At 29.3% G+C, this 23,463-nt stretch carries 27 protein-coding genes; 16 read left to right on the forward strand and 11 right to left on the reverse strand.

Going from position 1 to position 23,463, the window contains the following annotated elements; genetic code table 11:
* The first annotated feature begins 77 nt into the window (after positions 1–77).
* Genes ACTF56_RS10740 through ACTF56_RS10750 form a run of 3 tightly spaced genes read left to right on the forward strand, consistent with a single transcriptional unit; the run spans position 78 to position 2,073 of the window.
* Complete coding sequence (locus tag ACTF56_RS10740; protein ID WP_438966908.1) at positions 78–671, forward strand: DUF1684 domain-containing protein; 594 nt, start codon at positions 78–80, stop codon at positions 669–671.
* A complete protein-coding gene (locus ACTF56_RS10745) occupies positions 664–1,326 on the forward strand; it encodes a TatD family hydrolase (RefSeq protein ID WP_438966909.1) in 663 nt (220 codons plus the stop codon). Before ACTF56_RS10740 ends, ACTF56_RS10745 begins: the two co-directional genes overlap by 8 nt.
* A 30-nt stretch (positions 1,327–1,356) precedes the next feature.
* A complete protein-coding gene (locus tag ACTF56_RS10750) occupies positions 1,357–2,073 on the forward strand; it encodes a tRNA threonylcarbamoyladenosine dehydratase (RefSeq protein WP_438966910.1) in 717 nt (238 codons plus the stop codon).
* A 1-nt stretch (position 2,074) separates the two neighbouring features.
* On the opposite strand, the gene ACTF56_RS10755 is transcribed toward ACTF56_RS10750, so the two are convergent.
* Complete coding sequence (locus ACTF56_RS10755) at positions 2,075–3,166, reverse strand: GyrI-like domain-containing protein (protein WP_438966911.1); 1,092 nt, start codon at positions 3,164–3,166, stop codon at positions 2,075–2,077.
* Between the two features lie 324 nt (positions 3,167–3,490).
* On the opposite strand from ACTF56_RS10755, the gene ACTF56_RS10760 reads away from it, so the two are divergent.
* Complete coding sequence (locus tag ACTF56_RS10760; RefSeq protein ID WP_438966912.1) at positions 3,491–3,874, forward strand: hypothetical protein; 384 nt, start codon at positions 3,491–3,493, stop codon at positions 3,872–3,874.
* A 109-nt stretch (positions 3,875–3,983) separates the two neighbouring features.
* Here ACTF56_RS10760 and ACTF56_RS10765 read toward each other — a convergent pair whose 3' ends face one another.
* Positions 3,984–5,051, reverse strand: coding sequence for a branched-chain amino acid aminotransferase (locus ACTF56_RS10765; protein WP_438966913.1), 1,068 nt, complete (start codon positions 5,049–5,051; stop codon positions 3,984–3,986).
* 171 nt (positions 5,052–5,222) lie between these two features.
* Between ACTF56_RS10765 and ACTF56_RS10770 the strand changes: the two genes are divergently transcribed.
* The 4 genes from ACTF56_RS10770 to ACTF56_RS10785 all read left to right on the forward strand — a co-directional run bounded on the left by ACTF56_RS10770 (position 5,223) and on the right by ACTF56_RS10785 (position 7,126).
* On the forward strand, positions 5,223–5,681 hold the full coding sequence (locus ACTF56_RS10770) for a DUF4920 domain-containing protein (protein ID WP_438966914.1): 459 nt from the start codon (positions 5,223–5,225) through the stop codon (positions 5,679–5,681).
* A 12-nt stretch (positions 5,682–5,693) separates the two neighbouring features.
* Entirely contained in the window at positions 5,694–6,131 is a 438-nt protein-coding gene (locus tag ACTF56_RS10775) for a hypothetical protein (RefSeq protein ID WP_438966915.1), read from the forward strand.
* Between the two features lie 5 nt (positions 6,132–6,136).
* Positions 6,137–6,808 (forward strand): tRNA (5-methylaminomethyl-2-thiouridine)(34)-methyltransferase MnmD, encoded by a 672-nt coding sequence (gene mnmD, locus ACTF56_RS10780; protein WP_438966916.1) that lies wholly within the window; start codon positions 6,137–6,139, stop codon positions 6,806–6,808.
* Between the two features lie 123 nt (positions 6,809–6,931).
* Positions 6,932–7,126 (forward strand): hypothetical protein, encoded by a 195-nt coding sequence (locus ACTF56_RS10785; protein ID WP_438966917.1) that lies wholly within the window; start codon positions 6,932–6,934, stop codon positions 7,124–7,126.
* 33 nt (positions 7,127–7,159) lie between these two features.
* Here the strand turns inward: ACTF56_RS10785 and ACTF56_RS10790 are convergent, their stop codons facing one another.
* On the reverse strand, positions 7,160–8,101 hold the full coding sequence (locus ACTF56_RS10790) for a LysR substrate-binding domain-containing protein (protein WP_438966918.1): 942 nt from the start codon (positions 8,099–8,101) through the stop codon (positions 7,160–7,162).
* A 103-nt stretch (positions 8,102–8,204) separates the two neighbouring features.
* On the opposite strand from ACTF56_RS10790, the gene ACTF56_RS10795 reads away from it, so the two are divergent.
* The 4 genes from ACTF56_RS10795 (at position 8,205) to can (ending at position 11,347) form a co-directional block, all read left to right on the forward strand.
* On the forward strand, positions 8,205–8,684 hold the full coding sequence (locus tag ACTF56_RS10795; RefSeq protein WP_438966919.1) for a Dps family protein: 480 nt from the start codon (positions 8,205–8,207) through the stop codon (positions 8,682–8,684).
* Positions 8,685–8,811: 127 nt separating this feature from the next.
* Complete coding sequence (locus tag ACTF56_RS10800; protein ID WP_438966920.1) at positions 8,812–9,060, forward strand: hypothetical protein; 249 nt, start codon at positions 8,812–8,814, stop codon at positions 9,058–9,060.
* A 59-nt stretch (positions 9,061–9,119) separates the two neighbouring features.
* The gene (locus tag ACTF56_RS10805; RefSeq protein WP_438966921.1) at positions 9,120–10,697 is read left to right on the forward strand and encodes a SulP family inorganic anion transporter; all 1,578 of its coding nucleotides are present in this window, start codon (positions 9,120–9,122) and stop codon (positions 10,695–10,697) included.
* A 14-nt stretch (positions 10,698–10,711) separates the two neighbouring features.
* Entirely contained in the window at positions 10,712–11,347 is a 636-nt protein-coding gene (can, locus tag ACTF56_RS10810) for a carbonate dehydratase (protein WP_438966922.1), read from the forward strand.
* A 200-nt stretch (positions 11,348–11,547) separates the two neighbouring features.
* On the opposite strand, the gene ACTF56_RS10815 is transcribed toward can, so the two are convergent.
* Entirely contained in the window at positions 11,548–12,726 is a 1,179-nt protein-coding gene (locus tag ACTF56_RS10815) for an LETM1-related biofilm-associated protein (RefSeq protein WP_438966923.1), read from the reverse strand.
* Positions 12,727–13,084: 358 nt separating this feature from the next.
* Here ACTF56_RS10815 and yaaA point away from each other — a divergent pair, with 358 nt between their 5' ends.
* Positions 13,085–13,843: a peroxide stress protein YaaA gene (yaaA, locus tag ACTF56_RS10820; protein WP_438966924.1), complete on the forward strand. Its 759-nt coding sequence runs from the start codon at positions 13,085–13,087 to the stop codon at positions 13,841–13,843.
* Between the two features lie 54 nt (positions 13,844–13,897).
* Here the strand turns inward: yaaA and ACTF56_RS10825 are convergent, their stop codons facing one another.
* From ACTF56_RS10825 to ACTF56_RS10855, 7 genes are all read right to left on the reverse strand, one after another.
* Complete coding sequence (locus ACTF56_RS10825) at positions 13,898–14,845, reverse strand: tRNA dihydrouridine synthase (protein WP_438966925.1); 948 nt, start codon at positions 14,843–14,845, stop codon at positions 13,898–13,900.
* Between the two features lie 40 nt (positions 14,846–14,885).
* Positions 14,886–15,377: a CIA30 family protein gene (locus ACTF56_RS10830; RefSeq protein WP_438966926.1), complete on the reverse strand. Its 492-nt coding sequence runs from the start codon at positions 15,375–15,377 to the stop codon at positions 14,886–14,888.
* Positions 15,378–15,503: 126 nt separating this feature from the next.
* Positions 15,504–17,267, reverse strand: a complete 1,764-nt coding sequence (locus ACTF56_RS10835; RefSeq protein WP_438966927.1) for an APC family permease — start codon at positions 17,265–17,267, stop codon at positions 15,504–15,506.
* A gap of 136 nt (positions 17,268–17,403) precedes the next feature.
* Positions 17,404–18,933 (reverse strand): flotillin family protein, encoded by a 1,530-nt coding sequence (locus ACTF56_RS10840; protein WP_438966928.1) that lies wholly within the window; start codon positions 18,931–18,933, stop codon positions 17,404–17,406.
* A gap of 13 nt (positions 18,934–18,946) precedes the next feature.
* The gene (locus ACTF56_RS10845; RefSeq protein WP_438966929.1) at positions 18,947–19,507 is read right to left on the reverse strand and encodes an NfeD family protein; all 561 of its coding nucleotides are present in this window, start codon (positions 19,505–19,507) and stop codon (positions 18,947–18,949) included.
* Between the two features lie 95 nt (positions 19,508–19,602).
* Positions 19,603–20,181 (reverse strand): anthranilate synthase component II, encoded by a 579-nt coding sequence (locus ACTF56_RS10850; RefSeq protein ID WP_438966930.1) that lies wholly within the window; start codon positions 20,179–20,181, stop codon positions 19,603–19,605.
* Between the two features lie 36 nt (positions 20,182–20,217).
* Positions 20,218–20,787 carry a pentapeptide repeat-containing protein gene (locus ACTF56_RS10855; protein WP_438966931.1) on the reverse strand — a complete coding sequence of 190 codons (570 nt, stop codon included), beginning with the start codon at positions 20,785–20,787 and terminating at the stop codon, positions 20,218–20,220.
* Between the two features lie 170 nt (positions 20,788–20,957).
* Between ACTF56_RS10855 and nadC the strand changes: the two genes are divergently transcribed.
* The 3 genes from nadC to ACTF56_RS10870 are packed head-to-tail and all read left to right on the forward strand — an operon-like array spanning position 20,958 to position 23,331.
* Positions 20,958–21,815 carry a carboxylating nicotinate-nucleotide diphosphorylase gene (nadC, locus tag ACTF56_RS10860; protein WP_438966932.1) on the forward strand — a complete coding sequence of 286 codons (858 nt, stop codon included), beginning with the start codon at positions 20,958–20,960 and terminating at the stop codon, positions 21,813–21,815.
* Between the two features lie 4 nt (positions 21,816–21,819).
* On the forward strand, positions 21,820–22,749 hold the full coding sequence (locus ACTF56_RS10865) for a YihY/virulence factor BrkB family protein (RefSeq protein ID WP_438966933.1): 930 nt from the start codon (positions 21,820–21,822) through the stop codon (positions 22,747–22,749).
* 21 nt (positions 22,750–22,770) lie between these two features.
* Positions 22,771–23,331, forward strand: coding sequence for a chalcone isomerase family protein (locus ACTF56_RS10870; RefSeq protein WP_438966934.1), 561 nt, complete (start codon positions 22,771–22,773; stop codon positions 23,329–23,331).
* The last annotated feature ends 132 nt before the right edge of the window (positions 23,332–23,463 follow it).

The raw sequence follows: 23,463 nt of genomic DNA on the forward strand, positions 1-23,463 counted from the left end.
TTGTAGTTTATGGTACAAAAGTACAAAGTCATTTTTTATAAAGAGAATTAAATATCTTATTTTTGTAAAAAAATAAAATGAAAAAATTACTGTTTTTGGTCTTTTTAAGTATTTCATCTTTTGCACAAGATAATGATGTTGAGAGCAGTAAAGACTTTCAAAACAAATTAAATAAACAGTTTGCAGATTCTTTGTCAAGTCCATTGAAAGAAGAAGATAGAAAGGTTTTTGAAGGTTTAGATTTTTTTGATATTGACGAAAAATATATTGTAAAAGCTAAATTTAAAAAATCAAAAAAGGAGCAATCTTTTAAAATGAAAACAACAACAGATAGGGAACCTATTTACAAAAAATATGGAGAATTAACTTTTGTTATAGAAGGTAAAGATTTGGTTTTGAGTGTGTATCAGAATTTAGATTTAATTAAAAAACCAGGATTTAAAGATTATTTATTTTTGCCTTTTACGGATTTGACTTGTGGTGATGAAAGCTATTTAGGTGGAAGATATATTGATATGAAAATGCCAAAATCAAAATTGATTACTATTGATTTTAATAAGGCATACAATCCTTATTGTGTTTATAATGATAACTATTCGTGTCCAATTGTTCCTTCAGAAAATCATTTGGATATTGAAATTAAAGCAGGTGTAAAAAAATTTCATGACTAAATTTATCAATTTACATACCCATAATTTTTCTAATAATGAATATTTTTTGGAAGTTGTGAATCAATATCCTTGGGAATTTGATGATGCAGTTCCTAATTATTCCATTGGGATCCACCCATGGTATATTGATCATGAACGGTTGCAATCTGATTTAAATTTCATTAAAGAGCAATTAAATTTGAATGAATGTTTAGCCTTGGGCGAGTGTGGACTAGATAAACGAATTGAAATTCCTTTCCAAAATCAATTAAAAGTATTTCAACAGCAAATAGAATTAGTTCAAGTTTCAAAAAAACCTATAATTTTGCACTGTGTTGCTTCTTTTGATGAAGTAATAGCGATCAAAAAAGAAATGAACATTGAAAACCCAATGATTATCCACGGATTTTCGAAAAATATATACGTGGCAAAATCGCTATTGGACAAAGGTTTTTATTTGTCTTTTGGAAAATATTTACTAAGAAATCCAGAATTGACATCTGTTTTTGAATATGTACCCAACGATAGCTTTTTTTTAGAAACTGATACGATTGAAGAAACTATTGTTGATGTATATCAAAAAGCATCTAACATTAAAAATATAAAAATTGAAGTTTTAGAAGAAGTTGTTAAAGTAAATTTTAATAAAGCTTTTTTTCAACACAAACTCTTTTAAATTTATAAACTTTTAAATTAAGAAATAAAAATGGCACAGTGGCAAGAAAGAGCAGCATTACTTTTTAAAGAAGAGGGAATTAACCGATTAAAAAATGCAAATATATTAGTAGTTGGACTTGGAGGTGTTGGAAGTTTTGCGGCTGAATTTTTAGTAAGAGCAGGAATTGGTAAAATGACTATAGTTGACGGTGATACCATAGATATTACAAATATTAACCGACAATTACCTGCTTTGCACTCTACAGTAGGTCAGCCAAAAGTTGAAATTGTAGCTGCTAGGTTGTTGGATATTAATCCTGAATTAAAATTAACAAAGGTTCAAGAGTTTTTGGCTCCTGAAAGGGCTTTAGAAATTGTTACTAGTGAGTACGATTATGTTTTGGATTGTATTGATAGTATAACTCCAAAATTAAACTTAATTATTGCTGCTAAACGTAAAAAAGTAAAGGTGATTAGCTGCTTAGGTGCTGGTGGAAAGTACGATTCAAGCAAAGTAAAGGTTAGTGATATTAGCAAAACAAAAGTGTGTCCACTTGCTAAAAATGTACGAAAAAGATTAAAAATTGCTAATATAAATAAAGGTGTAAAAGCAGTATTCTCAACAGAAACTCCTGACCATACGAGTATAAAAACAACAGACGGAACTAACTTTAAAAAGTCTTTTTACGGTACAAATAGTTGGATGCCAGCTCAGTTTGGATTGCAAGCTGCCGAAACAGTAATAAGATATTTATTGAAAAAATAAATTAATCTCCATTAGTTGTAGTAGTATTTGATTCTGAAGGTTGATTTATAGTTTCTGTAGCGCTAGCACTAGGGTTGGTAACTCTCCGTTTAGCTGCTAGTTTTATAGGAATATATATTTCTGTAACCCATTTTGATGGTTGCTTTTCAGTAGCGTCATATACTTTATATATTTCTAAATAATTCCCAGTTAAATCTTCTGTTAATTTGTTTTTTGACATATATCTGAATGCTTCATCCCAAGCCTTTTTGTTGTGCAAATGATTTCCAATTAAGGTCACTTTTACGGCTTTATATTCTGGTAAAATGCCACCTGAAATATCGCTACCTTCACTAGTAATTATTTCTTCTTGAACAAACAATCCAGCTTTATATTTTGTTGTATTGTTGATGGAATCCCATTTGTCAAATAAAATAAATGGATATTCTTGATAAGTTAAATTGTTTTCTTTGGCAAAACTTAAAATACTTGGAAAATGGTTTTTATAATTTAAAGTAAAGTCTTTAATTGAAGAACTATCTGTTTTTGCGATAAACAAACTTTCGGGTTGTGTTACAATACCGTTTATTGTGATTTTGTATGTATTTAATTCTTTCACCAAATAACGTTCTATATTCACTAAAGATTTTTCAAATTCTTCTCCTAAGTAATTTTGCGCACCACCATATAAAAATGAAAATATTTTTTCTTTTAAAGTCAAGTGTCCTTTGGCCTCGTAGGTAATTAAAGTTCCTTTTGTAGTAGATTGAAATTTCCAAACCAAATTTTGTGTTTCATTATTGAGTTTGAATTTTTGTTGAATAGAATCCGTCGAAAAACTGTTTAAAGTTTCATAAACAACTGATTGATTGCTGTTGGAAAGCATGTAAATTTTTGAATTATCTGAAATCGTTTCAACAGAGGTTTGGGTATAAAAAGGATTCCAAAGATTCCAATTGGTGAAATCGGATACAAAATTGAAAACAACATCTTTAGAAATGGCTATTTCTTTTGTTTTTTTAATGGAATAATCACTTGGTTGAGTTGCGATAAACACAAATCCAGCAATAGCGACAAGAAGAAGTAATAAAATGATATACTTCAGTATTTTCATTAAAAAAACGATTAAATAGTTAATTATATTTCAAATGTATTAATTTTTTTTTAAAAATATCTTTATAACGAATAATAATCCTATAAATAATATGAAAGTTAAAAATATCCATTTACTCGAACCTTTATAGTGTATCTTGTGAAGTGCTAAATCTTTTCGATAAACATAGATAGAAGCAATTACAAAAGCGATAACAAATAAAACTGCAAAGTAAATTTGACCTGTTGAAAACATACTGATAATTTTTATACAAAAATAGTACTTTAACTCCTGAAAAAACATATTTTGCAGCGTTAAAACTAATAAAATTATAAAAAAAACTAAATGAAAAGACAATTAGAAGCTGTAGCAGAATTTCATAACGCATTTGGATTAGGAGTTGCCAATGAAATGAAAAGTGATTTAGGTGAAAATAAAAATTTACTTCGTTTTAACTTAATGAAAGAAGAAAATGAAGAATACCTTGAAGCAGTTCAAAACAATGATTTAACTGAAACAGCAGATGCATTAGGCGATATGTTATATATCTTGTGCGGAACTATTTTAGAACATGGTTTACAACATAAAATTGAAGAAGTTTTTGAAGAAATTCAAAGAAGCAATATGAGTAAATTAGATCACGATGGAAAACCAATTTACAGAGAAGATGGTAAAGTTATGAAAGGACCAAATTATTTTAAACCCAACTTTGAAGCCATTTTGAAATAGTATTCAGATTAAAGTTTGAAAATCACATATTTCATTAAATAGTATTAACTTGTAATTAAAAAAAGCGATTTTCATCTCAAAATCGCTTTTTTTATTGTGAATAGGAACACTATACTTGAACTGTCCAACCGAAAGTATCTTCTTCCAATTTGTTTTGAATGTTGGTTAGAGTTTGTTTTATTTTTAAAGCGTATGAATTTTCTAATTTAGGCAATTCAAAGTATTCTTCTTTATATGAAAATCCCGAAATTGGACTAATAACAGCGGCAGTTCCAGCACCAAAAATTTCTTTTAAAGAACCATTTTTTGCAGCCTCTACTAATTCTTCTACCAATACGGAACGAACTTCGATATTTAAATCGTCTCTTTTAGCAATATCAATCACACTTTTACGTGTAACTCCATCCAAAATTCTCTCACTAGTTGGAGCTGTAAACAAGGTGTCGTTAATTCTGAAGAAAACATTCATCGTACCAGCTTCTTCTAATTTGGTATGCGTGGCATCATCGGTCCAAATGATTTGTTGATATCCTTTTTCATTAGCTAATTTAGTCGGATAAAATTGAGCAGAATAATTTCCTGCAGCCTTTGCAGCGCCAATTCCTCCGTTTGCAGCTCTACTGTAATGTTCGGCAATTATAACTTTAACTTCACCAGAATAATAAGACTTTGCAGGAGAAAGAATAATCATAAAACGATATTCTTGCGATGGAGCAGCAATTACTCCAGCACCAGTTGCAATCATAAAGGGTCTTAAGTATAACGAGTTTCCTAATCCTTTTTGAACCCAATCTTTATCTAAATGGATTAATTCTTTCAACCCATTCATAAAAACATCTTCAGGAACTTCAGGCATAGCCATTCTTTTAGCACTTTTATTAAAACGTTCAAAATTTTGATCTGGTCTAAACAACCAAATAGCATCATTGACATCTTTGTAAGCTTTCATTCCTTCAAAAATGGCTTGACCGTAATGAAAAACTTTGGCTGATGGTTCCATCATAAAAGGGGCATAAGGTTTTATAATAGGTTTTTCCCATTGTCCATTTTTATAATCACAAACTAACATATGATCTGTAAATACGTTTCCAAAAGTTAAATTTTGAAAGTCAACAGATTCAATTTTTGAAGTAGGTGCTTTTATAATTTCAATCTCATTCATAGTATTTGATGTCATTTTGAAAAATTTTTAATAAAAAAAAGAAAATCGCTTCATTTTCTGCAAATTTAAAAATAAGTAAGGGTTTTATTTAGCATTATTTTAAAAAAACATCATAATATTATTAACAAAAATTCGTGTTCTTGGTAAAAGAGTTTATTTTTGTGTAAATATTTAAAACAATTTAAGATGAAAAAAATTATTTTGGTTGCTGCAATTCTAACAGTTTTAGTAAGTTGTAAAAAAGAATATGCAACATTTGGAGAATCAATTTCAGCTGATGGAGCTATTTCAAAAGAAGAGATGATTGCTAAATTTAAAGATTTAAAAGATGGTGATACTTTAAATGTTACATTTAAGTCCAAAACTAAAGAAGTTTGTCAATCAAAAGGATGTTGGATGACAATGGATTTAGATGACGAAAGTGAAGCTGTAGTGAAATTTAAAGATTATGCTTTTTTTGTTCCAAAAAATGGTCAAGACAAAGAAACAATAGTTAAAGGTAAAGCTTATGTAAGTGTTGAAAGTGTAGCTCAATTAAAGCATCTTGCCAAAGACGCCGGGAAGTCACAAGCTGCCATAGACAGTATTAGTAGTCCAAAAGTAACTTATTCATTCATGGCTGATGGAGTTTTAATGGCTAAATAATTTCTATAGTAAATGAAAAAATATATTTATATACTATGTACGCTTTTTTTATTTTCATGTAAAAAAGAAGATAATGATGCTGTTTCTTCGAAAACATCTTCTAATGAAGAAGGATTTGAAATGTACGAAATGTCAGAAATGGCTGCTTTAATGGAACAAATGTATGTGGATAATCAACGCTTAAAAGAACGCATAAAAAAGGGTGATACTATTGGACAATTTCCACAGCATTTTTTAAAAATTCATGAATCAGTCATGACCGATGAATCTGAAAATGATGCTTTTTTTAAAGAACAATCCAAGTTATTTATTGAAGCTCAAGAACAGATTTACAAAGATCCAAAAAACGCAAAAGAGCATTTTAATAAAGGAATCGATGCATGCATTCAATGTCATGAAGTAAAATGTGGTGGACCAATTCCAAAAATTAAAAAATTATACATTAAATAATTATCTTGAAAAGAGAAATCATACTTACACAAGACGGTTCAACTTCTATATTTTTGCCCGAGCTGAATGAAACTTATCATTCTAAATTTGGTGCTATTCAAGAAGCAAGACATGTGTTTATAAAAAACGGACTTTCATTACTAAATGATAAGTCCGTTTCCATTTTAGAAATTGGATTTGGAACAGGTTTAAATGCTTTTATCACTTTTTTGGAAGCTCAAAAAAGTTTTCAAACTATTGATTATGTTGGAGTAGAAGCTTTTCCAGTGGAAACAGAAATTATAAATCAACTTAATTATGTTTCAGAACTAGAAGCGGAAGCATTTGAATCTGTTTTTAAAGAAATGCATCTTTCAAATTGGGAAATTGAAAACGAAATTACAACTCATTTTAAACTGACTAAAAGAAACCAAAAAATTGAAGAAATTTCTGATTCAAATCAATATAATCTTATTTATTTTGATGCTTTTGGTTTTACTGTGCAACCCGAATTGTGGAATGACGGAATATTTGAAAAAATGTATAAAGCTTTAAAATCAAATGGTATTTTGGTCACTTATGCTTGCAGAACTTCCATAAAAAAAGCCATGTTAAAAGCTGGTTTTCAGGTCGAAAAATTACCTGGAGCACCTGGTAAAAGAGAAATGTTGAGAGCTGTAAAAGGTGCTGATTTTTAAAACATTACCTTTTTTAAGAAAAATATAACAATAATTTCACAAGTTACAACGTTATAGTTAAAATGAATTTCTATAAATTTACAAAAGCGTTCAAAATGCATTATTAACCTAAATTTATGTAGTATGCCTTCAAGAATGTTTTCCTATACAAAATCAATACTTGAACGAGTAAGTTTTGATCCTTTATTATTTTGCAAAGAGTTTGAAAAAGCCTTAAAAATTCTTTTACCCTATGAAATAGAACAGCTAACCAATTGGGTTTTAAAATTTACAGAAGAAAAACCAGAATTAAGACAATGTTTATTGTTACTTGAATAAAATAAAAAGGTACATTTTTAGTGTACCTTTTTTTTATATTTTCTTTTTCGGACTAATGATTTCTACATCACTAAAGGCTATTGCACCTCTAATCACTCCTAATATTGTGGTTCTCAGAGCATCAATGATGTGTATTTTTAATTCATTTTTTGGATAAATCAGACTCACTTCACGTGCTGGTTTAGGATCTTTAAAATGTCTTAATTTAGATTTGTTTTTTTCATTTAAATCTAAAGTATGAAGATAGGGTAATAGTGTTGTACCTAAACCTTCATCAGCTAGTTTAATTAAGGTTTCAAAACTTCCACTTTCAATTTGAAAATGATTTTCATTAAGATACTGATTGTTTTTACACAAATTTAAAATCCCGTCTCTAAAACAATGTCCATCTTGTAACAATAAGATGTTCTCTATATCTAAATCTCCAATTTCAATTTCTTTTTTATCGGCAACATCGTAATTATCAGGGATATAAGCAACAAAAGGTTCGTAGTATAAAACTATTTCTTTTATGTTTTCTTCTTCTAAAGGTGTTGAAGCAATGGCACAATCTAAATGGCCGTTTTTTAGTTTTTTAATAATTTCCTCGGTAGTTTGTTCTTCAATAATTAAATTAACTTTTGGATATTTTTTAATAAAATTACCTAAAAACATAGGCAATAAAGTTGGCATTACAGTAGGAATAATTCCAACTCTAAATTCACCGCCAATATATCCTTTTTGTTGTTCTACAATATCTGTAATTCTTCCTGCTTCATTAACAATATTTTTAGCTTGGTTGACTATTTTTTCTCCTATTTCCGTCAATTGAATAGGTTTTTTACTTCTATCAAAAATTTGAATTTTTAATTCTTCTTCTAATTTTTGAATTTGCATACTTAAGGTTGGTTGTGTAACAAAACATTTTTCTGCGGCAAGCGTAAAGTTTTTATGTTCTGCCACTGCTAAAACATAATATAGTTGAGTAATTGTCATTGTATAGTTATTTTCGATAAAAATATAAAAACTATCAATTATAACTATATCTTATAGTGTTAAAATTTCAATAAATTTGAATTATAAATAAAAATAAGAAATTATGAAAGTAAATAGTTTAGGATTACCAGTTAAAGAAACAGAAGAATTATCAAAAGAATTAAATATATTATTATCTAATTTTCAGTTGTATTATCAAAATTTACGAGGTTTACATTGGAATATTCGTGGAAAACGTTTTTTTGATTTACATGTTAAGTTTGAAGAGTTATACAATGATTCTCAACTAAAAATTGATTTAGTTGCCGAAAGAGTTTTAACATTAGGAGGAACACCTTTACATACTTTTTCAGATTATATAGAAAACAGTAAATTGAAAGTTGGAAAAAATATTTCAAAAGATACTGAAGCAGTTCAATTGGCTTTAAGTTCATTAGTTGAATTATTAAAAATTGAAAGAATTATTCTAAAAAAATCTGGAAATATAAATGATGAAGGAACAAGTTCTATGATGGGTGATTTTATTGTAGAGCAAGAAAAAACCATCTGGATGTTAAAGGCATGGATGGAAGAAAAAATTTAAAAATAAACGAGCCACATTAAGTGGCTTTTTTTGTTTTATTTAAGAGCATACATTTTTAAAAACCATAAAAATATTTTATATTTGTTATATGATATTCTTATGCAGATTAGTATTAATAATTTTTGTTTTGTTTTTAGCAACACCAGCTATTGTGTTTGCTGCAGATAATGATAATGATGTTTCTTGCTTTTTCAATTTGAGTGAGGAAGAAAATGATATCGCTTTTGATGAAATAAAATCAATTACATTTATATACTCAATTCCCATTTCTATTGATGTTGAGGGTTTGCAAAAAATACACTTTTCTACTTTAAATGAAAGAAAAGTAAATTCCATTAAACCCAATGTTTTTCTTCAACCACCAGAGTTAATTTAATTTTAGTGATACTCCTTTTTATTAGGGTAGAAAATTATATTAAATTCTAAAAATCATATATGTATAAATATTTAAAGAATGATATTCCAGCGAGTATTGTTGTGTTTTTCGTAGCACTTCCACTTTGTTTAGGAATTGCTTTAGCTAGTGATGCACCTCCATTATCTGGACTTATTTCGGGCATTATTGGTGGTATAATTGTAGGTTTTATAAGTAAATCAAAAATTGGTGTTAGTGGGCCTGCTGCCGGTTTAGCTGCAATTGTAGCAAGTGCTATTTCATCTTTAGGTAGTTTTGAGTTATTTTTGTCAGCTGTCGTTTTAGCAGGAATTATTCAAATACTTTTTGGAGTGTTAAAAATGGGTGTAATTGGTTATTATTTTCCAAACAGTGTTATAAAAGGAATGTTAACTGGAATTGGAATAATAATTATTTTAAAGCAAATTCCACACTTTTTTGGTTATGATAATGAAGCAGAAGGAGCTGATAGTTTCCTAGAGCCATCTGGTGAAAATACTTTTTCTGCTATAGGTCATATTTTTGAAAACATCACACTTGGAGCATTAATTATCGGTGTCATAGGTTTGTTTATTATTCTTTTTTGGGATATTGTTTTAACCAAAAAACATTCATTTTTCAAAATTATTCAAGGATCATTAATTGCTGTTTTTGTGGGTACTATTTTGCAAATTATTTTTAGTAATATTCCTGATTTACTTATAGATGGTAAGCATTTGGTTCAAGTACCTGTTCCCAAAAATATTAGTGATTACGGAAGTTTTTTAAGCTTTCCAGATTTTAGTAAAATTTTTTCAATCGAAATTTTAACAATAGCTTTTACATTGGCTTTAGTTGCTAGTTTAGAAACATTATTAAGTGTAGAAGCTACTGATAAATTAGATCCAGAGAAAAATATTACACCAACCAATAGAGAATTATTTGCCCAAGGTTTTGGAAACATAGCTTCAGGATTTATTGGTGGTTTGCCTATTACTCAAGTTATTGTTCGAAGTTCAGCTAATGTTCAGTCAAATGGTAAAACAAAAATGTCAGCTATTTTACACGGAATTTTATTGTTAGTTTCCGTTTTAACGATTCCTACAATTTTAAATCACATTCCAAAATCAGTTTTAGCTTCAATATTAATTATTGTTGGATTTAAATTAGCAAAACCCTCATTATTTAAAAAAATGTTTTCATTGGGTTGGACACAATTTTTACCTTTTATAGTTACAGTTATTGTTATAGTAGTTACTAATTTATTATATGGAATATTTATAGGTTTAGTTATTGGTTTTGCTGTTATATTGATTAAAAATTATCAAAATTCAGTATTTTTAAATAAAAAGGAATTTGATGATTCTAACGTTATACAAATGACTTTTGCAGAAGAAATTTCATTTTTAAATAAAGCGGCCATTCAAAAAGAATTATTCAATTTACCTGAAAATTCTCGATTAGAATTAGACATAACAAAAACAACCTATTTAGATTATGATATTGTTGAAATACTAGAAGACTTTGTAATTCAATCTAAAAACAAAAACATATTTGTACATTTAAAATCAGAACGTGGCATAGTGGATAATCCTACTAGTTACATAGAGTTTTTTAAACTAAAAAAACAAATTAATTAATTTATACAGAAATAATGAGCGAATTTTATAAAAAAATATTAGAAAACAATAAAAAGTGGGTAGAAGATAAACTTAAAGATAGCCCAGAATTTTTCAACAATTTAGCAGAAGGTCAACAACCACCATTGTTGTGGATTGGATGTTCTGATAGTCGAGTACCAGCTAATGAAATCATTGGAGCTGAACCAGGTGAAGTTTTTGTCCACAGAAATATTGCTAATATGGTCGTACATTCAGACATGAACATGTTGAGTGTTTTAGATTATGCAGTGAATGCTTTAAAAGTAAAACATGTTATTGTTTGCGGTCATTATGGTTGTGGTGGAGTTAAAGCAGCAATGGGTAATGATTCCATTGGAGTAATTGATAATTGGATTAGACATATTAAAGATGTCTATCGTTTTCATCATAAAGAATTAGATGCCATTACTGATGAAAAAGAACGTTTTAATAAATTTGTTGAATTAAATGTAAAAGAACAAGTATATGATTTAGCAAAGACTTCAATTGTTCAATCTGCATGGAAAAACGGACAAAAATTAAGTATTCACGGTTGGGTTTATGGTCTAAATTCGGGTTACGTAACCGATTTAGATGTAAACTTCAGTTCAGACAAAGATTTAGATAACGTGTATCAATTGAAATTCTAATTTTTTGTAAAAGTTTGTAAGATTAAAAGGTTATGAGGTTATGAAGTTTTGTATATTTAACTATCAACCATTAACCATTAACCATTAACCATCAACCATTAACCATCAACCATCAACCATCAACCATCAACCATTAACCATTAACCATTAACCATCAACCATCAACCATCAACCATTAACCATTAACCATTAACCATCAACTAATCTTCTAAATTCTCATTAAAAGCAGAAGGCAATAACTGTGGAATGTATTTTATCAAAATAGGTAACAATAGTCCACCACCAGGAAGTAAAAAAATAGTCAATGAAGGTATTGTTTTGCAAATATCTAAAAGCTGTTTTTTTACTTTCTTTTTTTCGTCTTTATCTAAATCTGAAATGGTAGATTTAGCTAAAAGTTGCACTAGTTCTTTACTTTCTCTAAGTTCTTTGGTTAATCGTTTGCCATTTCTGGTGATGAGTTTAGTAACATTTTTGTTGGATTGCTCATAAAAATGTTTCATTGGATTTGAATAATTAAAATACGGAATTTCGTTTTTGTATTTTTTGATGTAAGAATCAATATTTATTAAACTAATTTCATATTCTGTATTTTCAATATCTAATTCAATACAAAGTGTTTGAAGATAATCTTTTTCAATAGAAGATAATTCATCATCGCTCCACATGGCCATTGTAGCCAAATCCAATAAATACAATTTCTCTAAAATAGAATCAAATTTTTCAAACTGTTCAAAATCGGAATGTGCCAATTCTTTTCTGTAAAATTTTGTGTAACGAAGTGAATTTTCAAATAATTTAATCAGTAAATCATCATATTTTGAAGGATTTTCTTTTATTGACAATGCATTGGAAACTAAAACAATTGTAGATTCTTCAATTCTTTTTAAATAATTTACTGGATTTTCTTCAATTTCAAGATACTTCTTAAAAGCCAAAATATCCATAAACAATAACGCATTGGTAATTATGTGAGAAAAATTCTTAGCAAAAATATTTTCATTGGTCTGAATTCGATTGGCAATACATTCTTCTAAATTAGGTTTTGATTTAGAAAATAAACCTGTTCCTTTTTGATGCAAAAACGTATAAAAAGAAATGGCTTTTTCAATAAATACAACTTCATTTTCTGAATTAGAAACAATTTTGTAAATAGAAAACAGCGAATTTAGTAAAGCAATTTTAGAAATCTCATCACTCGAAAGTTGCGATGTATCGGTAGGATTTACTAAATTAATGTGAATCACATGACCATAAATAAAACCTGAACTTCTAACATCATGGTAAAAAGCCAATAAATCGTTATTATACTCTTTATAATTCGATTTATTTTCAGAGAAAAATTTATTTATCCAACCGTTTGCTGATGGGTTAACCATGGTATTTTATAAAATGCAAAGGTATGAAAATTACCTAACCATTAAGGCATTTAGTTTGTTAAGAAATAAATGTTTTTTCTTTTTTAAACCACATAGCCATAAAGATTTTTAAACGCAAATTACTTAAAGTTTTTTACAAAGTTCATAAAGCTCTATCTTGCCTTTGTTGAGCAAAGCGACTTTTAACGCTAATCAAACTATTTTTTTCTATGTGGTTTAAAAAAACTTCGAGTAACACAGTGCAACTTTGTGCTACAAAAACAATAAATTTCCCTTATACCAAAATCGCAACAATCCATTTTATCGTATATGATTTTATGAAATGAATTTGTAAATTTGAATTCAATAAAATTAATCTATGAAAATTGTTATATCTCCAGCCAAGTCTTTAAATTTTGAAAGTGAATTGCCAACTAAAAAGTATACTGAAGCACAGTTTCTAAAACAAGCCAATACCATTCAAAAAACACTAAAAAAACAAAAGCCAAAACAATTAATGGATTTAATGTCAATTTCTGAAAAATTGGCCGATTTGAATTGGGAACGCAATCAAATTTGGGAAACTCCTTTTACACCAGAAAATGCGCGACCAGCTATTTTTGCTTTTGATGGTGATGTGTACACAGGTTTGGATGCTTATACAATTCCAACAGAAAAATTGGATGATTTACAAGATAAATTGCGAATTCTTTCAGGTTTATATGGTTTGTTGAAACCTTTGGATTTGATGCAAGCTTATCGATTGGAAATGGGAACTTCTATAGCAATTGGGACCAAAAAGAACTTATATGAATTTTGGAAAAAAACCATAACTAAAACCTTAAACGACGAACTAAAGAAAGACGAATTATTCTTGAATTTAGCGAGTAACGAATATTTCAGTGCAGTTGATACCAAAACCTTGAAAGTGCCTGTAATCACTCCAGAATTCAAAGATTATAAAGACGGAAAACTAAAAATGATTAGTTTCTTTGCCAAAAAAGCAAGAGGTTTAATGGTTCGTTACATCATTGACAACAATGCAGAAACCATTGAAGATTTAAAAGGGTTCAATTATGAAGGCTACGCTTTTGATGCGAATTTGAGTAAAGGAAATACTTTGGTTTTTACTAGATAATTATTTTTTAATAGTATCAATAGTTATATTAATAAAATTTAATAGTTTTTCAAACTACTTCTCACCATTAAAAATCTCTTTCACAGCTTCTTGGTAAGCTTTTGGACTTTGGGCTTTTTTAATTTTTTTAAAAGTCTTTTGTGGGTTGGAAAACGAAGTAGAAAAGTACTCCCAAAAACCTAACATTTTCATTTTTATAGGAGTTGGTCCAGAAAGCGCTGCATCGTATTCTTGGTAAATCGTATCGTGGAATTCGTTGAAAATTTTCCATCTGTCTTTTGGGTATTCTGTCGTGTTGTTTTTAATCATGCTTGGTAAAAAAGGATCAGCAATTAAACCTCGACCAATCATAAAGTGATCAATACTTGGAAAACGCTCTTGCATTTCTTTATACTTAGCCACAGAAGTAATGTCTCCGTTATAATACAATTTGTGTTTGGTGTTTTCGGTACACCGTTGAAAAGCTTCTAAATTGACACCACCTTTATACAATTGCTTGCCAATTCGAGCATGAATAGCAATATTCTTCAAAGGATATTGATCTAAAATCGGAAAAACATCTAAAATTTCTTCTGGATGTTCGTAACCCATTCGCATTTTCATGGAAACAATTACATCCGTTTCATTGTGTACACGATTTAAAATATGGTCAATCTTTGTCGGTTCACAAATTAAACCAGAACCCATTCCTTTTTTGGTCACCATAGGATATGGACAACCTAAATTCCAATTCAGTTCTTTGTAACCCAATTCTTGAATGTATTTCACCACAAACAAAAATTCATCTGCATTATTCGTCATCACTTGTGGAATCAACTCTAAAGTATTGTTGTTTTCCAATTGTAAATCGCGTTGGTATGAATTTTTAATCACCAGTTTTCCATCCAAACGAATGTAAGGAGCATAAAAAGTATCAATACCACCAAAGTATTTGTGAAACGCATTTCTAAATCGGAAATCGGTAAAACCTTGCAAAGGTGATGAAAGTAGGGTAGGACTCATGTTTAAAATTGTATCGCAAAGATAAAGAAAAGAGTTAGTTTTATTCCAACTCAATTTTATCTAAAACCAATTGAAAAGATTCATTTTTTTTGTTGCCAACTAAAAATACAATTTCTTCAAAAGAATCGCTGTTGAAATTAGGTAAATTAAGTTTTCGACCTCTAAATGAAGGATATAAATCGCTTAACTTGATTTCTATTGTTTCCCAATTTCCACTGGTTTTAAAAGTTGTGATGTATGAATAATAAGAATTGCTTTTATCTTTAATCCTGAATTGGTAGTCTTTTCCATCTCCTTTTAATCGAATAAATACTTTGCTGTCTTTTGTAGTTTTAATTTTTTCAGTTTCATGTCTAACAGAAGAAAATCCACCATTGTTTTCTAAAGAAACGTTTCCACTAAAAACACCATTTCCTTCTGTATCAAAAGTAAATTTCCCTTGCGATAAGCCACCCATTACACCATCATCCACAATAATCCAGTCTGTTTTTGAAGATTCTTTGTTGAAATCGTAAATCATTGTTGTGTTCATAATTGTGATAAGTAATAGTGTAATTATTTTCATGTTCATCTATAATTTGATTTAAAGATATGACAATAAAACCTGTTAAATAGATACTTTAACAGGCTTTTATATTGCGTTTAAGGAATTTAATTGCTAAATTATCAATCGAACACCACCTAATTCTTCTATTTTATAAGGAAATTTATCAGTAGGCGAACCAATAAACATAAAATTGATTGGAATATTCCATTTTGCTGATAATTCTTGAATTAATGCAGGTGTAAATTTTCCTTCTAAAACAATTAGTTCAATATCAATTTCGGGGTATTCTCTGTCAAGAAAATCTATTTCTTGTGCTAAGTTTGGTGGTCCAGTTTTTCCTTGCTCTAAGACAGTTACAATTTTAATTTTTCGGGTATGTTCATTTCTTTCGATGTACAGCATCACTTTATTTAGTGTTGCAATATTATCTCCTTTGGTAAAAAACACAAATTCTTGTTGGTTTATTTTATGTAAAACTCGGTTAATTGCTCTATCTGTGGTTACCGAAAATTTACGAATAGGATCAAAAAAGGCATCTAAAATTTTTAATACAACTTTCAATAAAACTGTTCTATTTAACATTATCGCAATGAACAAAATAGTAGGAACAAAATAGATTGAAAAGACTAATAAATTACTTGGTAAATTATCTTTTGGTGGCATTACAATGTTTCCCCAAAGTGCTATTAATACTGCTATAATAGCAAAAATTACTGAAAACCAACTGGCTTTTTCGGGTCTTGGTAATGAGTTTCGTTTGATTTTTAAAAGAATGTTTCCAATCGCAAATAAAGCCATTACCGACAAGAAAGAAATGGTATAAACTCCTGCTAACAAACGAACATCACCATTTGTGATCAATAAAACAGATATAGAAAGTAGTAAAAATAAGATGACGATTCGGTAAGAACTTCCCCGATTGTTTTTCTTCAAGAAAAAAGGAGGTAGAATTCTATCTAAAGTCATACGTTCTAATAAACCAGTAACTCCAACAAAACTTGTTAAAACGGCACCACTAAGAACTAAAAAGGCGTCAATTGCAATTAAAGAAGCAATCCAATGTCCGCCAACCTGATCGCCCATTTGAATTAATAATGTATTTTGATACTCTTTACTTTGCAATAAAGGAATACTAAAAATAGCCAAAGCAAAAACAGCCATTAAAGGGTTAATAATGCTTACTATAGACCACATATTTCTTAGTGTTTTAGGAAAAACGCCTTTTTCTTGTTCTTCTACAAAGTTGGCAGAACTTTCAAATCCTGAAACACCCAACATAGAAGCTGCAAAACCTAGAAAAATTGCATTAGTAATACTTCCACCAGTAGTGGGAAAATGCCAATTTTCAAAAAAAGTACCTACACCATTTTGAATTAAATAATAGATTACAAATCCACTTAAAATAGCTAATGATGTTAGATGAAAAATAAAAATTCCGATAGCAACTTTGGCAGATTCAGTAATTCCAATTATAGCTAATAAAGCAAAAATACATAGTAAAACAATAGTGATTGGAATGATTGGTAAAATTGGTATTAAATGATGCAAATAATGGATTCCTTCATTGGCAGAAATTACGGCAGTTGCCATGTAGGATAACAAAGTTAAAGTTGCAGCTAAAGAAGCTGTTCCTTTACTTGTTGTATTTAAAAGCGCATTGTAAGCACCACCATTCAAAGGAAGAGCGCCTACAACTTCGCCATAAATTTTTCTAAATAAGAACAATACAAGTGATACAATTAATAGCGTAATCCAAGCGTATTGTCCAGCAAAACCAATAGCTAAAGCAGAAACATATAATACGGAAGAACTGATATCATTACCACAAATAGCTGTTGAGGCTAATTGGTTTAATTTTTTGTGTATTTTGGTCATTTAAAGTTTATTTATTCTCAAATTTACTGATTTATAAGCAAATTCACCAATTGAGATACATTTTTAGTCCGAAAAAAATCCCAAAAACCAATAATTAAGGAATTTGGGATTTTATAAAATTGTACTTTATTTGAAATTATTTTACTTCTTCTGAAGAAATACCATCATCAGGACTACTGGTTATTTTATTTTCGGCAGCTTTATCATCACCTTTTAGATAAGTTGGTAAATTTAAACCAGCCATATTAAATAAATCATTTAATGGTGGAACTGTTTTCATCATTCCTGAAACAAAGTTAGCTGTTGAACCATTTCCGTCAGCATTATTTCCTGAATCCCAAACGGTGATTTTGTCAATTTTTATGTTTTTAACAGCTTCCACTTGCGTTTTAACTAATTCAGGTAATTTTTCAATCAACAATAATTGGAATGCTTTTGTTGGATCGCCACCAGCAGCACTTACTACATCACGATATCCTTCAGCTTGTTTGGTTAAGATTTCATACAAACCTTTTGCTTCAGCTTCCATTTTTGCAAAGATTGCATCCGCTTCCCCTTTTGCTTGAACTCTAGTTTTTTCAGCCTCAGCTTGTGCATCAATAATTGCTTTTTGTTTGGCAATTTCAGCAGGAATAACTACGTTGGCATTTTGAGTAGAGCGTTCTCTTTCGGCACGAGCTTCTTCTGCTTTTTGTTCCGCCACATAAGATTCTTCTAAAGCTTTGGCACTTTGCACTTTTTCAGAAGCTAATGCTATTCTTAAAGCTTCTGCTTCACGTTCACGACGAGTAGCTTCCGATTTTGCAATGGCAATTTTTGCTTCATTTTCTCCTTGAATTGCTATAGCATTGGCTTCAGATGTTTTTACACGAGTATCTCTTTGAGCTTCCGCCTTACCAATACTTTCATCTTTAAAAGCAGCAGCAATACTTACTTCTCTATCTTTATTAGTAATCGCAATTTTAACATCTCTATCTCTATGTGTTTCGGCAATTTGAACATCTTTTTCACGATCAGCCATTGCTTTACCAGTTTCTCCAATTTTTTCTTGTTCAGCAACCGAAATTTTAGCTTCGTTGATGGCTTTTGCAGCAGCTTCTTTTCCTAAAGCTTCTATATAACCCGATTCATCTTTAATATCGGTAACGTTAACGTTGATTAATTTTAAACCAATTTTCTTTAATTCAGAATCAACGTTTTTCGAAATATTATCTAAAAACTTATCTCTGTCAGAATTGATTTCTTCGATGGTCATGGTTGCAATAACCAAACGCAATTGACCAAATAAAATATCTTTAGCCAATTCTTGAATTTGATCTGGTGAAAGTCCTAATAAACGTTCAGCAGCTGTATTCATGCTATCGCTTTCGGTTGAAATTGCAATGGTAAAACGACAAGGCACATCGACACGAATATTCTGACGAGAAAGTGCATTTGTTAAGTTGGCTTCAATGGAAATTGGTTTTAAATCTAAATATTGATAATCTTGAATAACAGGCCAAATAAAAGCACCACCACCATGAACACATTTGGCTGAAGTTCCACCAGTACGTCCATAAATTACTAAAATTTTATCCGAAGGACATCTTTTGTAACGCGAAATAAGGGTTAAAAAGGTAACAAATACAACAAATACGGCAACAACAATAATAATAATTTGAGTCATAGTTTATTTTGGTTTAGATTTTTTCAACAATTAATAGATTATTTTCAATTCCAACAACTTTTACAGGAGCATTGGATGGAATTTTTTCATCAGAAAGTGTTATAGCATCCAGTTCATGAAAAGCTCCATTGACACTAATTTGTACTTTTCCTTTTCCTGATTTAGCTTCTGGTATGGTTAGATATACTTCTGCAGTTTTGTTTATTGTATTTTCAATTTTAAAGCTATTATCTTCTGATAATTTTAAAACTTGCTTAATGATGAAAAAGAATAATGCTACAAAAAACAATCCGACCAAAACAGCAATGACAATTAACACATTTTTGTTGGCTATAGAATCATAAAAAGAAATCCCAGTCCAACTAAATCCTAAAAGGAAATTAATTAAATTTCTCAATGTAAAGATTTCAAAAGGCATATCGCCACCATCTCCACCATCAGAATCCATATCGGTTTCTCCGCTACTTAAACCAACAAAAGTCATAATGGTTTGTAGTCCAAAAAATAAGCTTACTGGCAACGCAATGTACCAGAAAGCTTTTAGCAAGGGTTCATAGTTTTCTAAAAAGTTCATAGTTAAAGTTTGGTTGTGGTGATTATACGATAAGTTTTACAAAAAGTTACAAAAGAGGAAAAAACAATAGCATTAGCAACTTCAATAAAAAAAAATTAATAAGTCAACCAATTTTCTAACATTTTTTTTCCAAAAGGAGTTAAAATACTTTCAGGATGAAATTGTACCGCCTTTATATCCAATGAAATATGTTTAATGGACATTATTTCACCGTTTTCATCAACGGAAGTTACTTTTAGTTCTTTAGGAATCGTACTTTTATCAATTACCCACGAATGGTAACGACCGACTTCAATTTCTAACGGCAAATCATTAAACAAAGTATCGTTTTCGGTAATAATAATCTTTGTAGCAACTCCGTGATATACTTTTTCTAAATTTATTAATTCAGCACCAAAAACTTCACCAATGGCTTGTTGTCCCAAGCAAATTCCTAAAATAGGTTTGGTTGAAGCGTATTTTTTTATGACTTCTTTTAGCAATCCAGCTTTTTCAGGAATACCTGGTCCAGGAGACAGCACTATTTTATCAAAAGGTTCTATTTCTTCTAAGTCAAATTCATCATTTCTGTAAACTGTAACATCGCAATTTAAATCTTCTAAATAATGCACAAGATTATAGGTAAAACTATCGTAGTTGTCAATTACTACTATTTTAGGTTTTAGGTTAAGCATTTAGTCTTTTTTCTTTTCTCTTTATTCTATTTTCACTTATCGAATTACTAAATCATATTTTTCTAATAAACCTTTTAATCCATCCATCGAAAATTGTGCTTTTTTTAGTTTATTAATTTCTGGATTTATGGTGTAATTATAACTTGTAGAAAAATCAGCTTTATTGGCAATGGTATTAATAAAGACTGTTCTTCGTAAATCACAATTATTAAATACACTTTCGGTTAAATCACTTTCCATAAAATCAACCGCAACCATACTACAATTGTCAAAACGCATTTTTTTGAGTTTTAATTTATAAAATTGGGCGTAATCTAAAGTACAATCTTGAAAATTAAAATGATATAAGACTTGATCCGTCATGGCAAAATTTACACTGGTAAAATTACATTTTGTAAACATAACATCACGTAATGATACATAATTGATTTTGGTACTTTGAAAATTACATTCTATGAAATTACAATCTACAAAAGTTTCATTTTGAAAAGTACAAGTTCTAAAATCACAATTGATAAAAGTACATTCTTCAAATTCTTTATATTTTATATCTGTTTCTTCAAAGATTTTACCTTCAAATTTTTCTGAAACTATGTAATCACTCATTTATTTATTTTTTGATAAAATTACTAATTTCAAATTCAAATGCAATGACAATATAAAAAATCAATATATAGTCTGAGCATCAAATGTACGAATATCTAAAATCTAAAAATCCAAAAAGATATTTTTTTATAAATCAACTAATACTTACTTTAGCAAAACAAATACATGTTATGATTTCAGAAACGCAATTTAATACCGAATTAGATATAATTATTTCAAATGCCATTAGAGAAGATGTGGGTGATGGTGATCATAGTTCCTTAGCTTGTATTCCAAAAGATGCGCATGGAAAAGCCAAACTCTTGGTTAAAGACGAAGGTATTATTGCAGGTGTAGCATTTGCAAAAATGATTTTTAATTATGTAGATTCAGATATGAAAGTGGAAATTTTTATCAATGATGGAGAACAAGTAAAGTATGGCGATATTGTTTTTCATGTTTCAGGAAGATCACAATCTATTTTAAAAGCAGAACGTTTGGTGTTAAATTCAATGCAAAGAATGAGTGCCATTGCAACAAAAACCAGATTATTTGTAGATTTAATTGGTGATGCAAAAACTAAAATTTTAGATACAAGAAAAACTACACCAGGAATTCGTGCTATAGAAAAATGGGCTGTAAAAATTGGTGGTGGCGAAAATCACAGGTTTGCATTATATGACATGATTATGTTGAAGGACAATCATATAGATTTTGCAGGTGGAATTGCACAAGCGATTGAAAAAACAAAGCACTATTTAAAAGATAACAATAAAGATTTAAAGATAATTGTGGAAGCCAGAAATATGAACGAAGTTGAACAAATTGTCAATGCTGGTGGTGTTTATCGTATTTTATTAGATAACTTTGATTTTGAAACCACAAAAAAAGCCGTTGCGTTTATTGGAGATAAATGTTTAACAGAATCTTCGGGAAATATCAATGAAAAAACCATACGCGATTATGCTTTGTGTGGTGTAAATTATATATCTTCAGGAGCATTAACACATTCGGTTTATAATATGGATTTAAGTTTAAAAGCTTTATAATTTTATGTCAGAAATAATTGAAAAAAAGCTCGAAAAAATTCCTATTGTAAAGCAATTGGTTCGTTTTACTAAAAAGATTCAAATAAAGTCTTTAGTAGAAGGATTGTCGCTTTACGATATTTTAGAAATTTATATTTTAGGCATTTTTAAAGGAGCTTTTTCTTACAGAGCAAGTGCCATTGCTTTTAGTTTTTTTATGGCATTATTTCCATTTGCTTTATTTATTTTGAATTTAATTCCTTACATTCCAATTGATAATTTTCAAGAAGATTTTATTCTTTTTATAAGTCATAATGTGCCTCCAAATACTTTTGAAGCAATAGAAGTCATTATAAGAGATATTTTAAATACCAGTTATCAAGGATTGCTTTCTACAGGTTTTTTTCTTTCTATTTTTTTAATGGCTAATGGAGTCAATGCGATTTTAGGTGGTTTTGAAATGAGTGAGCACATTACCTTGACTCGAGGTTATTTCAGGCAATATCTAATTGCAGTTGCATTATCACTAATTCTTTCAATGATTTTACTGATAACGGTTGCGGCCATAATTGTTTTTGAAGTATTTATCCAGAAAATTAAAATTCAAGATTATTTTTCCGACAGCATTTCACTTATTGTTTGGGGAAGATATATTTTTGTTATTTTAATGATTTTAATTACAACTTCTTTCCTGTATAAGTATGGAACCAAAGAAACAAGAAAAATATCGTTCATAAGTTATGGAGCCGTTTTTACAACAATTTTAATCATTTTATCTTCTTATGTATTTGGAGTTTATGTAGAAAAGTTTGCTCGTTATAATGAGTTATACGGTTCAATTGGCACACTTCTTGTTCTAATGTTCTACATATGGATTAATTGCATGGTGCTGTTATTAGGATTCGAATTAAATGCAGCAATTAATAAATTGAAAAGAAAAAATTTATATATTTAACAAATTTTAAAACCAATAAATATGAAAAAGCAGATTTTAGCATTATTTTTAGTAGTATTCGCAACATTTTCATTGAATGCTCAAAAAACAGTTTCAGGAGTTAAAGTAGATGAAAAACTATCTTTAGAAGGAAAAGATTTAACTTTGAACGGTGCAGGAATTAGAGAAAAAATGTGGATTGATTTATATGTAGGTTCACTTTATGTAACCAAAAAATCAACTGATGCTCAAAGCATTATTGATAGTAAAGATGCAGCAGCAATTCAGTTAAACATTGTTTCAGGCATGATTTCTTCAGAAAAAATGATCAGCGCTGTTAACGAAGGTTTTGAAAACTCTACCAACAAAAACACAGCACCATTAAAAGCAAAAATTGATAAATTCAAAGGTTTTTTTACAGATAAAATTGTGAAAGGCGACAAATTTATCATCATGTACAACGGCTCTGAAGTAACTGTTTACAAAAACGGAGTTAAAAAAGGTTCTGTTGACGGTCACGATTTCAAAAAAGCTTTATTCGGAATCTGGTTAGGTAAAAAACCAGCGGATGACGATTTAAAAGACGGAATGTTAGGAAAATAATTTTCTAAACAAATAAATTAAGAAAAGCACTTCCAATTTGGAGGTGTTTTTTTTGTTTTGTCTTGTCCTGAAAAAAGTTGACTAAATATTAAATAATATGTCAACAAAAAAGAAAATTTCAAAAATTCCGAG

Source organism: Flavobacterium sp., assembly GCF_965657075.1.
GTDB lineage: Bacteria > Bacteroidota > Bacteroidia > Flavobacteriales > Flavobacteriaceae > Flavobacterium.

What these genes read in the sequence shown, in the direction of transcription:
- ACTF56_RS10865 (WP_438966933.1), top strand. Translation starts at nt 21,820, where the DNA reads ATGTCAGAAATAATTGAAAAAAAGCTCGAAAAAATTCCTATTGTAAAG.
- ACTF56_RS10840 (WP_438966928.1), bottom strand. Translation starts at nt 18,933, where the DNA reads ATGACTCAAATTATTATTATTGTTGTTGCCGTATTTGTTGTATTTGTT.
- yaaA (WP_438966924.1), top strand. Translation starts at nt 13,085, where the DNA reads ATGAAAATTGTTATATCTCCAGCCAAGTCTTTAAATTTTGAAAGTGAA.
- ACTF56_RS10850 (WP_438966930.1), bottom strand. Translation starts at nt 20,181, where the DNA reads ATGCTTAACCTAAAACCTAAAATAGTAGTAATTGACAACTACGATAGT.
- ACTF56_RS10765 (WP_438966913.1), bottom strand. Translation starts at nt 5,051, where the DNA reads ATGACATCAAATACTATGAATGAGATTGAAATTATAAAAGCACCTACT.
- ACTF56_RS10745 (WP_438966909.1), top strand. Translation starts at nt 664, where the DNA reads ATGACTAAATTTATCAATTTACATACCCATAATTTTTCTAATAATGAA.
- can (WP_438966922.1), top strand. Translation starts at nt 10,712, where the DNA reads ATGAGCGAATTTTATAAAAAAATATTAGAAAACAATAAAAAGTGGGTA.
- ACTF56_RS10855 (WP_438966931.1), bottom strand. Translation starts at nt 20,787, where the DNA reads ATGAGTGATTACATAGTTTCAGAAAAATTTGAAGGTAAAATCTTTGAA.
- ACTF56_RS10775 (WP_438966915.1), top strand. Translation starts at nt 5,694, where the DNA reads ATGAAAAAATATATTTATATACTATGTACGCTTTTTTTATTTTCATGT.
- ACTF56_RS10755 (WP_438966911.1), bottom strand. Translation starts at nt 3,166, where the DNA reads ATGAAAATACTGAAGTATATCATTTTATTACTTCTTCTTGTCGCTATT.
- ACTF56_RS10845 (WP_438966929.1), bottom strand. Translation starts at nt 19,507, where the DNA reads ATGAACTTTTTAGAAAACTATGAACCCTTGCTAAAAGCTTTCTGGTAC.
- ACTF56_RS10835 (WP_438966927.1), bottom strand. Translation starts at nt 17,267, where the DNA reads ATGACCAAAATACACAAAAAATTAAACCAATTAGCCTCAACAGCTATT.
- ACTF56_RS10795 (WP_438966919.1), top strand. Translation starts at nt 8,205, where the DNA reads ATGAAAGTAAATAGTTTAGGATTACCAGTTAAAGAAACAGAAGAATTA.
- ACTF56_RS10870 (WP_438966934.1), top strand. Translation starts at nt 22,771, where the DNA reads ATGAAAAAGCAGATTTTAGCATTATTTTTAGTAGTATTCGCAACATTT.
- ACTF56_RS10760 (WP_438966912.1), top strand. Translation starts at nt 3,491, where the DNA reads ATGAAAAGACAATTAGAAGCTGTAGCAGAATTTCATAACGCATTTGGA.
- ACTF56_RS10815 (WP_438966923.1), bottom strand. Translation starts at nt 12,726, where the DNA reads ATGGTTAACCCATCAGCAAACGGTTGGATAAATAAATTTTTCTCTGAA.
- ACTF56_RS10785 (WP_438966917.1), top strand. Translation starts at nt 6,932, where the DNA reads ATGCCTTCAAGAATGTTTTCCTATACAAAATCAATACTTGAACGAGTA.
- ACTF56_RS10770 (WP_438966914.1), top strand. Translation starts at nt 5,223, where the DNA reads ATGAAAAAAATTATTTTGGTTGCTGCAATTCTAACAGTTTTAGTAAGT.
- ACTF56_RS10740 (WP_438966908.1), top strand. Translation starts at nt 78, where the DNA reads ATGAAAAAATTACTGTTTTTGGTCTTTTTAAGTATTTCATCTTTTGCA.
- nadC (WP_438966932.1), top strand. Translation starts at nt 20,958, where the DNA reads ATGATTTCAGAAACGCAATTTAATACCGAATTAGATATAATTATTTCA.
- ACTF56_RS10805 (WP_438966921.1), top strand. Translation starts at nt 9,120, where the DNA reads ATGTATAAATATTTAAAGAATGATATTCCAGCGAGTATTGTTGTGTTT.
- ACTF56_RS10830 (WP_438966926.1), bottom strand. Translation starts at nt 15,377, where the DNA reads ATGAACACAACAATGATTTACGATTTCAACAAAGAATCTTCAAAAACA.
- ACTF56_RS10825 (WP_438966925.1), bottom strand. Translation starts at nt 14,845, where the DNA reads ATGAGTCCTACCCTACTTTCATCACCTTTGCAAGGTTTTACCGATTTC.
- ACTF56_RS10790 (WP_438966918.1), bottom strand. Translation starts at nt 8,101, where the DNA reads ATGACAATTACTCAACTATATTATGTTTTAGCAGTGGCAGAACATAAA.
- ACTF56_RS10750 (WP_438966910.1), top strand. Translation starts at nt 1,357, where the DNA reads ATGGCACAGTGGCAAGAAAGAGCAGCATTACTTTTTAAAGAAGAGGGA.